The organism is Peteryoungia algae (genome assembly GCF_030369675.1).
GTDB lineage: Bacteria > Pseudomonadota > Alphaproteobacteria > Rhizobiales > Rhizobiaceae > Allorhizobium > Allorhizobium algae.
In genome coordinates this window covers 1,572,506-1,585,477 of record NZ_CP128477.1, presented here as the reverse complement: position 1 = coordinate 1,585,477, position 12,972 = coordinate 1,572,506, and the positions used below count along the sequence as shown (strand labels likewise).

Annotated in this window: 12 protein-coding genes; 6 read left to right on the top strand and 6 right to left on the bottom strand. The window is 63.7% G+C overall.

Annotation, left to right across the window (positions count from 1 at the left end; all coding sequences use genetic code 11):
- Positions 1 to 4: 4 nt before the first annotated feature.
- The gene (locus tag QTL56_RS07810; protein ID WP_245136380.1) at positions 5 to 988 is read right to left on the bottom strand and encodes a glutathione S-transferase family protein; all 984 of its coding nucleotides are present in this window, start codon (positions 986 to 988) and stop codon (positions 5 to 7) included.
- A gap of 248 nt (positions 989 to 1,236) precedes the next feature.
- Here QTL56_RS07810 and QTL56_RS07805 point away from each other — a divergent pair, with 248 nt between their 5' ends.
- Together QTL56_RS07805 and QTL56_RS20950 are read left to right on the top strand one after the other, a co-directional pair.
- The gene (locus QTL56_RS07805) at positions 1,237 to 1,806 is read left to right on the top strand and encodes a GNAT family N-acetyltransferase (RefSeq protein ID WP_229574145.1); all 570 of its coding nucleotides are present in this window, start codon (positions 1,237 to 1,239) and stop codon (positions 1,804 to 1,806) included.
- A gap of 139 nt (positions 1,807 to 1,945) precedes the next feature.
- Positions 1,946 to 2,032, top strand: coding sequence for a small membrane protein YohP (locus QTL56_RS20950; RefSeq protein WP_444875226.1), 87 nt, complete (start codon positions 1,946 to 1,948; stop codon positions 2,030 to 2,032).
- Positions 2,033 to 2,067: 35 nt separating this feature from the next.
- Here QTL56_RS20950 and QTL56_RS07800 read toward each other — a convergent pair whose 3' ends face one another.
- Positions 2,068 to 2,523, bottom strand: coding sequence for a GNAT family N-acetyltransferase (locus QTL56_RS07800; protein ID WP_245136381.1), 456 nt, complete (start codon positions 2,521 to 2,523; stop codon positions 2,068 to 2,070).
- A gap of 219 nt (positions 2,524 to 2,742) precedes the next feature.
- Here QTL56_RS07800 and QTL56_RS07795 point away from each other — a divergent pair, with 219 nt between their 5' ends.
- Positions 2,743 to 3,255 carry a GNAT family N-acetyltransferase gene (locus QTL56_RS07795; RefSeq protein ID WP_245136382.1) on the top strand — a complete coding sequence of 171 codons (513 nt, stop codon included), beginning with the start codon at positions 2,743 to 2,745 and terminating at the stop codon, positions 3,253 to 3,255.
- A gap of 45 nt (positions 3,256 to 3,300) precedes the next feature.
- On the opposite strand, the gene QTL56_RS07790 is transcribed toward QTL56_RS07795, so the two are convergent.
- Genes QTL56_RS07790 through QTL56_RS07775 form a run of 4 tightly spaced genes read right to left on the bottom strand, consistent with a single transcriptional unit; the run spans position 3,301 to position 10,138 of the window.
- Positions 3,301 to 5,370, bottom strand: coding sequence for a hypothetical protein (locus tag QTL56_RS07790; protein WP_245136640.1), 2,070 nt, complete (start codon positions 5,368 to 5,370; stop codon positions 3,301 to 3,303).
- A 4-nt stretch (positions 5,371 to 5,374) separates the two neighbouring features.
- Positions 5,375 to 8,197 (bottom strand): DUF4159 domain-containing protein, encoded by a 2,823-nt coding sequence (locus QTL56_RS07785; RefSeq protein WP_245136383.1) that lies wholly within the window; start codon positions 8,195 to 8,197, stop codon positions 5,375 to 5,377.
- Complete coding sequence (locus tag QTL56_RS07780; protein WP_245136384.1) at positions 8,197 to 9,114, bottom strand: DUF58 domain-containing protein; 918 nt, start codon at positions 9,112 to 9,114, stop codon at positions 8,197 to 8,199. Before QTL56_RS07780 ends, QTL56_RS07785 begins: the two co-directional genes overlap by 1 nt.
- 16 nt (positions 9,115 to 9,130) lie before the next feature.
- On the bottom strand, positions 9,131 to 10,138 hold the full coding sequence (locus tag QTL56_RS07775; RefSeq protein WP_370660353.1) for an AAA family ATPase: 1,008 nt from the start codon (positions 10,136 to 10,138) through the stop codon (positions 9,131 to 9,133).
- A 166-nt stretch (positions 10,139 to 10,304) separates the two neighbouring features.
- On the opposite strand from QTL56_RS07775, the gene QTL56_RS07770 reads away from it, so the two are divergent.
- From QTL56_RS07770 to QTL56_RS07760, 3 genes are read left to right on the top strand one after another with little or no spacing between them, the layout of a single operon-like run.
- Positions 10,305 to 10,928, top strand: a complete 624-nt coding sequence (locus QTL56_RS07770; RefSeq protein WP_245136386.1) for a DUF1285 domain-containing protein — start codon at positions 10,305 to 10,307, stop codon at positions 10,926 to 10,928.
- Positions 10,925 to 11,557 carry a CoA pyrophosphatase gene (locus tag QTL56_RS07765; protein ID WP_229574135.1) on the top strand — a complete coding sequence of 211 codons (633 nt, stop codon included), beginning with the start codon at positions 10,925 to 10,927 and terminating at the stop codon, positions 11,555 to 11,557. Before QTL56_RS07770 ends, QTL56_RS07765 begins: the two co-directional genes overlap by 4 nt.
- On the top strand, positions 11,554 to 12,810 hold the full coding sequence (locus QTL56_RS07760; protein ID WP_245136387.1) for a CCA tRNA nucleotidyltransferase: 1,257 nt from the start codon (positions 11,554 to 11,556) through the stop codon (positions 12,808 to 12,810). Before QTL56_RS07765 ends, QTL56_RS07760 begins: the two co-directional genes overlap by 4 nt.
- Positions 12,811 to 12,972: the final 162 nt, after the last annotated feature.

Below are 12,972 nucleotides of genomic sequence, written 5' to 3'. Positions count from 1 at the left end.
CGGGTCAGGCGCCCAATGTCTCGCGACCGTGCGGCACCGTCAGGTCTTCATCGGGTCCGGCGGGTACGACACCCGTCGGATTGATCATGGTGTGGCTGCGATAATAGTGGTGCTTGATATGATGCATCTCGACCGTCCGGGCGATGCCCGGCGTCTGGTAGAGGTCGCGCAGATAGGCTGACAATGCCGGATAGTCGGCGATGCGGTGAATGTTGCACTTGAAGTGGCCGACATAGACGGGGTCGAAACGCACCAGCGTGGTGAAGAGGCGCCAGTCGGCCTCCGTCATGCGGTTGCCGAAAAGATAGCGCTGGTTGCTCAGGCGTTGCTCCAGCCAGTCGAGCGTCTCGAAAAGCGGGTAAACCGCGCTTTCATAGGCCTCCTGCGTGGTGGCAAAGCCGGCCTTGTAGACGCCGTTGTTGACGGTGTCGTAGATCCGGCTGTTCACCTCGTCGATCTCGGCGTGCAGATCTTCCGGGCGCATGTCGAGTGTCGAGCCGGTCAGGTGATCAAAGGCCGAGTTGAACATGCGTATGATCTCGGCGCTCTCGTTCGAGACGATTGTGCCCTGCTGTTTGTCCCAGAGGACTGGGACGGTGACGCGGCCCGAGAAGGTCGGGTCGGCTTTCACATAGACCTGCCAGAGGAAATCCGAGCCGAAGAGATGATCGGGCGTGGCGCCGTCGCGGTCGTGGAATTCCCAGCCGTTTTCCAGCATCAGCGGATCGACCACCGAAACCGAGATCATGTCTTCCAGGCCCTTCAGGGCGCGGAAGATCAATGTGCGATGTGCCCAGGGACAGGCATAGGAGACGTAGAGGTGGTAGCGCCCGGCCTCTGCCTTGAAACCGGCCTTGCCCGAGGGACCGGCGGCACCATCTGCCGTCACCCAGTTGCGAAAGCTCGAATCGGCGCGTTTGAAATGTCCGGATGTCGATTTCGTGTCGTACCAGACGTCCTGCCAGACGCCATCCACCAGTCGGCCCATGGTCGTTTCCTCTCGTTTCAACTTGCCCCGGAAGATACGGGTGTTGGGCGCGATTGCGAGGGGCAATGGATTGAACAGTGCGTTTTCCGTTGGACGAAGCGAAATTTTGCTGCTATCGGAACACACCTCAAGATTTGAAGGCCCCGATGACCATCGCACGGAACCCACGACGACGCTGAAGCTCCCGAACGCACCGCTGACGTGCGCGTGAACCCTATTGCTGTCTGTCTTTCTGGTTTCGGTCATCCATGTTTCACTCTGGCCTTGTCTACCTCACCGAGGATGCGTCGCACGACGCTGTCATCGAACTCATCAACGAAGAAGCCTTCGGTCCTGGCCGGCACACCCGTGCGGCGGCGCGCATTCGCGAGCAGGGACCGCATGACCTTTCGCTTTCCTTCATCTGCACCGACAATGGCGAGGCGATCGCCTCGGTGCGCATGACGCCGGTGCTTGCCGGGGCCGTGAAAGGGCATCTGCTCGGACCGCTTGCGGTGCGACCTTCTCACAAGAACCGGGGTATTGGCCGCGAACTCGTGCGCATCGCCATCGAGGCGGCGCGGCGCAAGGGTTCCGAGGGCGTCATCCTGATCGGTGACCCGCCCTACTACATGCCGCTCGGTTTCGAGAAGGTCGCCTATCAGGCGCTCGCCTTTCCCGGGCCGGTTGATCCGAACCGGGTGCTGGTGGTGCCGCTGGCGGGCGATGTGCATGACAGGCTGAAGGGTGTGATCGCCTGGCGCGACTGCGGGGCGGCAAAGGCCGCAGCATCGGGTTTTGACGATTCCGCAGCGAAGAAGGCCTACGCCTCGGCCTGACTGCGTTTGCATCTCTGGATCACAAGCTCCGGGGCCGACAGGCGCTCATGTGCCTGCGGCGCTTGCCTGTCTGCGGAACCAAGTCGGCTTCGATCTGTTTTCCCTGTCCAACCCGCATTGAAACAGACAGGAGACAGGCATGCTGAAATTCATCGGTGGTACGATCGGAGCAATTTTCCTCATCGGCCTGATCGTTGTGGTCCTGTTGTTGAAGCTGATCTTCTGACGCGGACGGGGTCGGTCGGCTGACGCCGGGTCCTTTCAGATCCGGTCTTGTTGCCCAGAGCCGACACCGGGCGGGAAGCGCTTGATCAGCCAGCAGATATCCTCGCCCCGGCTAAAATTCTCAATACGCCCGAAAACCGTGTATCCGGCGCGCTCATAGGCGCGGCGGGCGACCGGGTTGATCGTATCGATATAGGCCCCGACGCAGCCTCGATCTTTTGCCTCTTCTTCAGCAAGTGCCAGTAGCCTCCCGGCCAAACCCTTGCCGCGCAGCCGTTCGGGCACAGACAGCATTTCCACATAAAGCCAGCCGCGCCCGGTATAACCGACAAGGCCGCCGTCGATCGTTCCCTCATCCGTTGAGATCGGGATGAAGAGGTCACGCCGGTCGGTCGGACCCAGCAAGATGTCATTATGGGCCCTGATGCCGGCGAGGATGGCATCCCGGGCCGCCTCGGGAACGGTATCGGTGAGGGTGAGGGGCGTGGTCATGGGCGTGAGACTAGGCCCGGGGCGGTGGAGTGTCGAGGAGGGGCGGGCTCAAAGAACCTGCCATAATACGGCCAACTCCCTTCGCAAGCCAGAAGGGACGAGAGATGGCACTACGCTGAACATTTCACCTGTATGGCCATTCTGTCATGGTCTGTGTTTAGACATGCTCCATCCCAATCTGCATAAATCAATTGCCGATCTTCGCCGAAAGACATGTTGATGCCGCCCATTCCGACGCTTGTGACCCCGCGCCTCAACCTACGCGCCATGCGTTTCGAGGACTGGCCCGCGTATCGCCAACTGATGGCGTCGGAGCGAGCTCGGTTCATGGGCGGCCCATTTTCCGACACGCTCGCCTGGGGCATGTTCTGCAGCGATCATGCACAATGGGACCTGCTGGGTTGCGGTGCGCTGATGATCGATGATCAGACGACAGGCGCATGCATCGGGCAGGTGGGCATCAATGCCGGGCCGCTGTTTCCCGAGTGGGAGCTGGGCTGGTTCGTCTATCCGGAATTCGAAGGGCGGGGATATGCCCTTGAAGCTGCCAAGGCGCTGCTTCATTGGGCCAAAGAGGTTCGACGGCTCCCGAGCCTCGTCAGCTATGTTGATCCGGAAAACCAGAGATCTGCGAACCTTGCCACGCGACTCGGCGCAGTGCTGGACCGAACAGCGGCACGGCCAGCGCCAGGAGATCTGGTTTATCGCCACTATTCCGCGATGCCGGCTTAGGGTGCCGGAAACACAGGCGGCAACCCGGCAGATGGTGGCACCGATCTAGCGCCCCTCGCGCCACCACATGGCCGAGACTGCGAGCAGCAAGATCCCCAATCCCGCAAAGCCCGCAAACAATGGCAGCGTATTCACGCCCTTGAGCACGGTCTCATCGGTCAGACGGATCAGCATGCGGCGGTCGTCAGCGACGCGGACCTCGCCGCGCACGGGCAGGATGTCGGGGATGCGGACCGTATCGCTGCCGGCGTCGAGGCGGGTGGTGAGGCCTCTGGCTTTCTCGCTGATCGGTGCGAGCATATCGGTGGTCGAGATCATGCCACGGAATTCGGGGGCGTCGACGGCACCGACATGGACGAGGCTTGAGAAGTCACCATTGGTGATGGTGAACAGGCCCGTTTCGGTCATGCGGCGTTCGCCGCGATAGAGACCGGGCTGGATCTCGTTGAGATCAAGCGCGATGGCTTCACCCGAAGGGGTGGTGATCGTTGCAGGGCCGGGGGCATCGCCAATGGTCTGGCGAGTGACTTCCAGCGTGCGGCCGGTGGCGCGGGCTTTCAGCGCCTCTTCCTCGAGTTCCGGTTCCTTCATCAGCCAGTGGGCGATGCGGCGATAGAGGGAGACATGGGGGCCACCGCCTTCGAAGCCGCGGGCCCAGAGCCAGCCCTGGTCGGAGAGCAGCATGGCGACGCGGCCTTCATTGGCACGGTTCAAGACGAGAAGGGGACGGTCGCCGTCGCCGGTCATGACCGTTTCGCCGTCGGTCCGCCCGACATCGACGCTGCGGAACCAACGGCCCCATTGCGGCGGCTCGACGGCGGAGCCATCAAGGCCACGGGTCACCGGGTGGCGTTTGCCCTGGTCGGAGAGACGCGGATAGAAACCGGCCTGATGCACGTCGCCCGTCGGCGTGGCGGGCAGGACCGATGACAGCGGTGTGAGCGCGATGGAATCCTGGCCGGCATGTTCGGGGCCGGCCGCAATCAGAAGGGCACCCCCATTGCGGACATATTCGGCGATGTAATCGTAGTAGAGGATCGGCAACACGCCGCGATGCTGGTAGCGGTCGAAGATGATCAGGTCGAAGTCATTGATCTTCTCGACGAAGAGTTCGCGGGTCGGGAAGGCGATCAGCGAGAGTTCGTTGATCGGCGTGCCGTCCTGCTTTTCCGGCGGGCGCAGGATGGTGAAGTGGACAAGGTCTACCGAGGCGTCCGATTTCAGCAGGTTGCGCCAGGCGCGTTCGCCGGCATGCGGCTCTCCGGACACGAGCAGGACGCGCAGGTTCTGGCGAATGCCTTCAATCAGATGAATGGCGCGGTTGTTGACGTCGGTGACTTCGCCAGGCGTTGCAGCCACGGAAAATTCGAGAACGTTGTTGCCGCCGCGGGGAACCCGGAAGGCGAAGGAGGTTTCGGCGCCGGGGACCGCCGGGACGATGCCAAGGTCTTCGCCGTTCATCCTGACCGAGACGTCGGCCGGCTGGTTCGAGGCCTCGCCGTCGTCGAAGACGCGGAACGTCAGTTCCTGCTCCTCGTCGACGATACCGAAGCGGGGAGCGCGGAGGATCTCGATGCGGCGGTCGAACTCGTCCGCCTTGCCGGTGATCAGCGAATGCACCGGGGCGTCGAAGGGGAGCGGTTGGTTCTCAGCCGGGATATCATGCACCTGACCGTCGGTGACGAAGATCGCGCCGCCGACACGGGCCGGGGGCACGTCCGTGGTGGCTGCAGCGAGCGCTTCGAACAGCTTGGTGGACGGGGCATCGCTGTCGCCGGGATCGGTGACCTCGATGATGCGCGGTTCGATATTGGCGAAGCGGCCGAGGCGTTCACGGATCCCCTCAAGCGCCTGATCGGTCTGATCGATCCGTCCTGCGATCTGCTGGCTCTGGCTGCGATCGACGATCACGGGGACGACTGTCGTCAGCGGATCGCGTTCTTCCTGAAGGAGGAGCGGATTGGCGAGCGCGGCGAGAACGGCAATGGAAGCGGCCAGGCGGATGCCGGTGCCGCGGACGCCGCGCAGGAAGCCGAGGACGGACAGGACGACGGCCAGCACGGCCAGCAGTGCAATTGCGATCCAGGGGATGAAGGGGGCGAATTCGAGCGTCATGATCTCACTGCCCCAGTCGTTCGAGCAGGGCAGGTACATGGACCTGGTCTGCCTTGTAGTTGCCGGTCAGCATGTACATCATGATGTTGACGCCGGAGCGGAAGGACATTTCGCGCTGCATCTCGTCGGCGGGCACGACCGGCAGGACGCTGGCGCCGTTGGTGTCGATCGCCCAGGCGCCGAGCAGGTCGTTGCCGGTGATCATGATCGGGGTGACGCCATCGCCGGAGGACGCAACCGCACTGTTGCTCGACTGGGCTTCCTGGCGGGATTCGACCCACAGCGGGCTGCCGCTGTAGCGGCCGGGGAACCCCTGCAGCAGGTAGAAGGCGCGGGTCAGCACGTGATCCGACGGGACCGGCTCCAGCGGCGGGATGTCGATATTGGCGAGGATTGCCTGCAGGCGTTCGCCATTGGGAGAGGCGCCGGTGTCTACGCCCAGCATCGAACCCTGATCGCGGGTGTCGAATAGTACGGTGCCGCCGGCACGCATATAGGCGTCGATGCGGCTGATGGCAGCCGACGAGGGCATGGGTGCGGAGGCCGAGATCGGCCAGAAGATGATCGGGTAGAAGGAGAGCTCGTCCTTCGAGATGTCCACGCCGACCGGCGGCTCGGGTTCGAGCGTCGTGCGGTAGGTGAGGAAATCGGTGAGGCCGGCAAGCCCCTGTTCCGATATGCGGTCGACTTCGGTTTCGCCGGTGATGACATAGGCAAGATGGGTGTTGTCGAGCCGTTCGAGGATCAGTTCGTCGCCGGGTTTGGCATCCGCCGACTGGGCAAGCGCCTGACCCGACGGGCCGCTGGCGGCGAGCGCCAGGCAAAGAGCAAGCATGGAAGCCGCAGCAGCAGGCGCGCGCTTGGGCAGGCGTGAGAAGGCGCCGCCCATGAAGAGCACGATCAGACTGTCGAGAATGAGCAGGACGAAGGCGAGTGTGAGAAGGCCCGGTTTCAGCAGAGTTGCTGCGGTTCCGGCCATCGGGTCGCGGCTGACGGTGAGGCCAGCCGGCGATGGCAGCGGGCGGAGCGTCGCATCTGATGGCAGAAGGTTCAGGGCGGTGAAGCCGTCCTCGGTGCCGTAGAGGCCGGGCGGATTGTCGAATGTCGCGGCGTCCCGACGGTCGGGCCCGAGCGCGAGCGGCTTTGCCGTGCCGGCATCAGCAGTCAGCGCGCCGCGTTCGTTGAGCAGGCGGAAAGGCGGCAGGGATGGGGCTGTCGACTGGCTGCCATCCGCTTCGGCGGCGCCGACGCGGGTCAATTGTACAATGCGGCGCAGCATTTCGACGAAAGTGCCCGAGATTGGCAGATCCGACCATGTGGCCTCGGCGCTGACATGGAAGAGCACGATGCGGCCGGCACCGGTATCCTCGACCGTGACGAGCGGTGTGCCGTCGGCAAGGCTTGCCCAGGTGCGGGCGGCAAGGTCGGGCGTCGGTTCGGCAAGCACCTGACGCTTGACGAGAATGCCTTCAGGGCGCGGCATGCCGGCAAAGGGGCCGAAAGCAGGGAAGTCGGCGAGGGGCTGCGGCTCAGCCCAGGAGAGCGCGCCGCCAAGCGCGCGTTCGCCCTGACGCAGGATGACCGGCACCAGCGGGTCGTCGGCAGGGGCTGCGGCAAGGCGGGGACCGGCGAAACGGATCAGTGTGCCGCCACGGCGGAGCCAGGCCTGGAGGGGATCATAAACATCGGCTGGCAGACGCCCGACATCGGCGAGCACGAGTGCAGACGGGTTCTGGCCGAGGATTTCGGGAATTGCGACGGCAAGGTCGGTCTGGCCGGGCTTGACGACATCGGCATAGGGGCCAAGCGCGCGCTCGATGTAGTAGAGCGGGGAGAGCAGAGGCTGGAAGCCGTCGCCGCTGTCGCCGGAGACAAGGGCAACCTTGCGACGGCGGAAGCCGTCGTCGAGCAGGTGGGAGGCACCGGCCGAGGCGATGCCTGATATCGAAAGGCGGGCGAAATCGTTGCGCAGCTCGAAGGGGGCGGCGATCTCGCCCGAAGCTTCCGTGGTGCCGGGGGCAAAATCGACCTGGCCGGAGGCGATGACGCGGCCCTGGCGGTCCTGGGCGTCGATGATCAGGCTGCGGGCTTCCGAGGCGTTCAGGCGCGATAGCGTGACAGTGAGCGCATCAGACCCATTGTTGGCGTTGGTAATTGCGACGCTTGCTGCACCATCGCCCTCAACGATGCGGAACTCGGCGGGCGAGAGACCGGCAAGATCCGAGAGAAAGGGGTCGTCCGCATCGCGTGCGATGCCGTCGGAGACATAGGCAAGCGTGCCCGGCGTTTCAGCGGAAAAGGTGGTGCGCAGGGCTTCAATCGTTCTGACCCGATTGGGGCGCAGCGGATGCGGGGTGGCGGCGGCGAGCTTTTCGAGGGCGACGGCTGCGGTTCCGGGGATCGCGTCATGGTTTGCGTCGGCCGTAAAGACGATCGACACGGGCAGGCTGCGGTCTGCGGCGTCGCCGATCAAAGCGGTTGCGGTTTCCACGCGGCGGTCCCAGTCGCTGACGGTCGCCCAGCCGTTGTCAATCACGAGGAGCAGCGGGCCGTTGGCGGAGAGGGTGGCGTTGCGCGGATTGAGGACAGGGTCGGCGAGCGCGAAAATGACGATCGCGGCCATCAGCATGCGCAGGAGCGTCAGCCACCATGGGCTTTTCGATGGTGTTTCCTCGCGCTTCAAGACGCCGGCCAGGATCTTCAGCGGCGGGAAGACCTCCGCCTTCGGGCGCGGCGGGGTGAGCTTCAGCAGCCACCAGATGAGCGGCAGAGCGAGAAGGGCACCGAGTATGGCGGGGGCGCCGAAAGCCAGGGGGATGCCGAACATCAGCCCGCGCTCCTGTTGATGGCGGGCGGCATGCCCGACAGGTGCATGTGCACGGCGACGAGGGCCTCGGATGCGAGGCGATCGGTGCGGTTGTGGGTAAAGCTCCAGCCCATGCGGCGCAGATGGTCCGACATGCTCTCACGCCGTGCGAGATAGGCCTGCTGATAGTCATCGCGCAGCGTTTCGGCGCGACCGGAGGTCAGCTTCTCGCCGGTTTCGGGGTCGGTGAATTCGGTGCGACCGGTATAGGGGAAAGTCTCTTCAGCGGGATCAGCGACCTCGACCACATGGCCACGCAGGCCGCGGCGGGCAAGCGGCGTAATGCGTTCCATCACGCGATCGGCATCGTCGAGGAAATCGCCGATCAACACGATGTCGCTCGATCCCCGGATCATGCGGGTGTCGGGCAGGCCCTCGGTGATCGGAGCGTGCATGATGGCGGTGGCAAGGCGTTCGGCAGCGTTGCGGGCCGAGACCGGCTCCATGATGCCGGGACAGCCAATGCGTTCGCCGGAGCGGGCGAGGATCTCGGCGAGCGCCAGCAGAACGACGAGGGCGCGGCTTTCCTTGGAGACCGAGGCAAGCGTTGATTTGTACATCATCGACGGCGACATGTCGGCCCAGAGCCAGACAGTGTGGGCTGCTTCCCATTCGCGGTCACGGATATACATGTGGTCGTCGCGGGCGGAGCGGCGCCAGTCGATGCGGGCAAAACTTTCGCCTTCGGCATAGGGGCGGAACTGCCAGAAGTTTTCGCCCATGCCACGCTTGCGACGGCCATGCCATCCGGCAATCACGGTGTTGGCAATGCGCTTTGCCTCGACCATGCAGTCAGGCACCAGCACGGCGCGCTGGCGGGCGCGGTTCAGCAGGTCGCTTCCGGCTGTCTTCTCGACGATCTGGCCGATCGATGCCACGCGGTCAAGGCCTCCCTTACTTGCGCAGGTCGGATACGAGGCCCGCGATGACATCGCGGACGGTCATGCCCTCGGCGCGCGCCGGGAAGGTCAGCGCCATGCGGTGCTCCAGCACCGGCTCGGCGAGTGCATAGACATCGTCGATCGACGGGGCGAGGCGGCCCTCATAGAGCGCACGGGCCCGGGCGCAGAGCATCAGGGCCTGGCCGGCGCGGGGGCCGGGGCCCCATGCGACGTTCTTGTCGGTGGAGGCGTTGCCATGGCCGGGACGGGCGGAACGGACCAGCGTCAGGATCGCGTCCACGACCGTGTCGGAGACCGGCATCTGACGGATCAACGTCTGAATTTCCAGAAGTCGCTCGCTCGAGATCACCGCACTGGCGCGTTTGTCGCCGACGCCTGTCGTTTCGAGCAGGATCTGTCGTTCGGCTGCAAGTTCCGGATAGAGGACATCGACCTGGAGCAGGAAGCGGTCGAGCTGGGCCTCGGGCAGCGGGTATGTGCCTTCCTGCTCGAGCGGGTTCTGGGTGGCGAGCACATGGAAGGGGGCGGGCAGCTGATAGGGCTGGCCGGCGATGGTGACGTGATATTCCTGCATCGACTGCAGCAGCGCCGACTGGGTGCGCGGGCTGGCGCGGTTGATCTCGTCGGCCATCAGGAGCTGGGCGAAGACAGGTCCCTTGACGAAGCGGAAGGAGCGGCGACCGGTGTCGTCCTGGTCCATGACTTCGGTGCCGAGGATGTCGGATGGCATGAGGTCGGGAGTGAACTGGATGCGATTGGCGTCGAGGCCGAGAACCGTGCCAAGCGTCGTCACCAGCTTGGTCTTGGCAAGGCCCGGCACGCCGACGAGCAGCGCATGTCCCCCGGAGAGGATCGCGAGCAGAGTGTTCTCGACGACCTTTTCCTGACCAAAGATAACCTTCGCCACTTCCTGGCGGATCGCCGCTATGTCGGCGAGGGCCTTTTCGGCCGCAGCGATGATCGCATTCTCATCCATGGCAATATCAGGATTTGGCATCATGCCCATGGTCTGCTCCAATTGGTTTGGCCTGGTCCGGCGAATCGTACGGACGCGCGAAGGTGCATGTTACTGAAACTAACTTATTGGCGAGAGGGCGGCTGACAAGGACGTTTCGAATGACTATCTCGTGACTGTTATAGGCTAAAGACAAAACCGGGACGCAAAGATGGCAAGCGACACGCTGAAGGCGACAACAGATGCGGCGGGGCTTGCTGCGCTGATTTCGCGCGCATCAGCGCAAACATCAGGCGGAAAGCAGTCACTGCCGCCGGTGGAACGCTGGGAACCGCAGTTCTGCGGGGATCTCGACATGGAGATCAAGGCCGACGGGACCTGGTTCTACATGGGGACGCCGATCGGCCGAGAGCCTCTGGTCCGCCTGTTCTCGACAGTTCTGCGCAAGGACGAGGACGGCAAGACCTATCTTGTCACACCTGTGGAAAAAGTCGGCATCCGCGTCGAGGACGCGCATTTCATCGCCGTCGAGATGAGTGTGACGGAAGACGCGGGTGAGTCGGTGCTGACATTTCGCACCAATGTCGGCGATGTGGTCGAGGCCGGACCCGAACATAGGCTGCGTTTCGAGGTGATCGGCGAGAACCATGAACTCAAACCCTATCTTGGCGTGCGCGGACGGCTGGAGGCGCTGGTATCGCGTGCCGTGATGTATGATCTCGTCGAGCGTGGGGAGGTTCTCGATGTCGAGGGGCGGGCAATGTTCGTCATCCGCTCACGCGGCATGGTCTTCCCCGTCATGCCGGCCGACGAACTCGATCGACTGTCGCGATGAGCCTTGTGAATTTTACCGCAGACGAATTCCGTCGCCGGGCGCTGGAACAGGTAGGGGCGCCGCTCGAACACGCGTGGCGCGACCACGGCGATCACGTGCTGAACCGCGATACGATCCTGGAATATGAACAACTGAAGCTGAAAGATGCGGCGGTCCTGATCGGCGTGATCGACGATGTCGATGACGCGCGGATCATTCTCACACAACGCACCAGCAAGCTGCGCAAGCATGCCGGCCAGATCGCCTTTCCCGGTGGCGGCATCGATTCGACGGACGCCTCTCCGGAAGAGGCGGCGCTGCGCGAGGCGGAGGAGGAGATCGGGCTCGACCGGCGCTTTGTCGAGACAGTCGGACGTTTGCCGCAATATCTCTCGGGAACAGGTTTCCGCATCCAGCCGGTGCTCGGTGTCATCCAGCCGGGGTTTTCGCTGACGCTCAATCCTGACGAGGTGGACAGCGTCTTCGAGGTGCCGCTGTCGTTTCTGATGAACCCGGCCAATCATCGGCAGGACAGTCGCATGTGGCAGGGGTCCGTCCGGCATTTCTATGTGATGCCCTATCGGGAACGGCATATCTGGGGCATTACGGCCGGGATCATCCGCACGCTCTACGAAAGGCTCTATACATGACCAATCTTGCCGATCGCGACTGGTTCCAGGAGCCGGGATTGCAGCGTGTGATGACGCTGCTCAATTCGGGCGGAGCGGAGACGCGGGTGGTCGGTGGCGCCGTCCGCAACAGTCTGATGGGACTTGCCGTCGGCGACATCGATCTGGCGACGACGCTTGTGCCGGAAGAGGTGAGCGGGCGAGCCGCGGCGGAAGGCATCAAGGTGGTGCCGACGGGGATCGAGCACGGCACCGTGACGCTCGTCTACGACGGCAAGGGCTACGAGGTGACGACACTCAGGCGCGACGTCGAGACCAACGGACGGCATGCCGAGGTCGCCTTCGGGGCCAGCTGGCAGGAGGACGCGGATCGACGGGATCTCACGATCAACGCGCTTTATGTCGGGCTCGATGGCGAGGTCATCGATCTCGTCGGGGGCTTGAAGGATATCGAAACGAAGACAATTCGCTTCATCGGCGATGCCGAGCAGCGGATTGCCGAGGATTACCTGCGCGTCCTGCGCTTCTTCCGATTCTTCGCGCATTATGGCAGCGGGCGGCCTGATACGGAGGGGTTGAAGGCCAGCGCCCGGGCCCGGACGCAGCTCAAGAACCTGTCGGCCGAGCGGGTCTGGAGCGAAATCAAGAAGCTGCTGTCAGCGCGTGATCCCGGGCGGGCCTTGCTCTGGATGCGCCAGTCGGGTGTCCTGACCGAAATCCTGCCGGAGACGGAGAAATGGGGGATCGATGCGATCCCCGGGCTGATCGCGGCCGAACAGGCGCTCGGCTGGGAGCCGGATGCGCTGCTCAGGCTCTGCGCCATCGTGCCGAAGGATGCGGCGCGGCTCGTCACGCTTTCGGAACGGTTGAGGCTCTCCAATGCCGAGGCTCTGGCGCTCGATCGTTTCGCCCGGGCGCCGAAGCCGCAGGAGACGGTGACGGATGTCGCCTTCGACCGCGATCTCTATCGCTTCGGCAAGGATGGGATGATCTCGATGCTGAAGCTGGAGCTGGCTTCAGCGCGTTCGCGGGCCGAAGGGGACGTGAAGGCCATGGCCCGCAGCGCCCGATTGTTCGCGCTGCTGAAGCGTGCAGAAGCCTTCGTTAGGCCTGTCCTGCCGGTCAAGGGCAGCGACGTGCTCGCGGCCGGTATTGCCGCAGGCCCCAGGGTTGGAGAAATCCTCGGCAAGCTGGAGGAGGGCTGGATCGCATCGCAGTTCAACCTCAGCCGTGAGGACCTTCTGGCGCGGCTGGAGACGTTTGCCCGGACCTGACATTCATCAAGTCTGACCGGATCAATACGTCTATCGCTTCGATTGGATTTGCAAAGCCTGCTCAACAATGAGTGTCCTTCGCCCGGCAATCCGATGAGCCTGTCGGCCGCGTATCTCTCTTCGTTGCCGATGATCGACATGAGGTCGGTCCGGCCTTCAGAG